This is a genomic window from Pseudokineococcus basanitobsidens (assembly GCF_037482545.1).
Lineage (GTDB): Bacteria > Actinomycetota > Actinomycetes > Actinomycetales > Quadrisphaeraceae > Pseudokineococcus > Pseudokineococcus basanitobsidens.
Genome location: NZ_JBBIAA010000013.1, coordinates 74,969 through 76,038, shown reverse-complemented (window position 1 = coordinate 76,038; position 1,070 = coordinate 74,969). Strand labels below are relative to the sequence as shown.

Genomic DNA, 1,070 nt, shown 5'->3' with positions numbered 1-1,070 from the left:
CTACTCGCGGGGTAGGGCCCCGCCCGGCCGCACTTCGACGACTGCTCGCGAGCAGGGCCCCGCTCAGCGGCCCGTCGACGGCGACGTGCCGGCGGGGACGGCGCCCGCCAGGTCGTCGAGGTCGTCCAGCGGCACGCCGGTGCGCTGCTCGACGGACGCGAGCAGCGTCGCCGTCGCCCAGCCCTGCGCGAGGAGGACGGTGTCGCTGCCCGGGTCCTCCGGCGGGTCCTCGAGCGGCGTCGTCGCGGTGAGGCGCACGTAGCCCTCGCCGGCCTCGAAGGCGCTGCCCTGGGCGACGCCCGCGGCGGCGAGCGTCGCGGGGCGCAGCCCGCGCACCCGCTCGCCGGCGTCGAGGTGCGGCACGTTGACGTTGAGCGTGCCGGTCGGCTCGTGGTCGAGCACCCACCGCAGCGCGGGGCGGACGGCGTCCAGGACGGCGCCCCACGTCGTCGCGGACACCTCGAGGGTCTGCGTCGACGCGACGCCCGCCGAGACGGCGAGCGCACGGACGCCGAAGACCGTCGCGGTGAGCGCCGCCCCGACGGTGCCCGAGTGCAGGACCGCCTCCCCGGTGTTCATCCCGTGGTTGACGCCGGACAGGACCACGTCGGGCACCCGGCCGCCGAAGGCCCCGCGCAGCCCGACGCGGGTGCAGAAGGCCGGGCTCGCGCCGACGGCGAGCACGCGCAGGCGGTCGGTGCCCTCGTGCCGCCGCGCCTGCGCGCACCAGGCCTGCGGGTCGTCGTCCGGCTGGTCCGGCCCGGCGAGGTCGGGCCACGGGAGCGGCACCTCGGCGACGGGCAGCCGGTCGCCGTCGAGCTCGCCGTCGACGGCCGCGCTCGCCCCGCTGCGGTCCCGCGACGGCGCGGCGACGACGACGTCGAAGCCCGCCTCCAGCGCGGCCACGGCCAGGACGGCGAGGCCACGGCCCTCCACGCCGTCGTCGTTGGTCACCAGGGCGCAGGGGCGCTCGCGGTCGGTCGGGTCGGCGGTCTGCGCGGTCTCGGCAGCGTCAGTGGGGGGCACGGGGCCATGGTCCCGGGCGCCCGCGACCGCGACGGCACCGCCCC

The 1,070-nt window shown here is 79.1% G+C and carries 1 protein-coding gene; it reads right to left on the bottom strand.

The window, feature by feature from the left end; translation table 11 throughout:
• Positions 1-63 precede the first annotated feature (63 nt).
• Positions 64-1,026, bottom strand: coding sequence for a 5'/3'-nucleotidase SurE (surE, locus tag WDZ17_RS11705; RefSeq protein WP_339575337.1), 963 nt, complete (start codon positions 1,024-1,026; stop codon positions 64-66).
• Between the last annotated feature and the right edge of the window lie 44 nt (positions 1,027-1,070).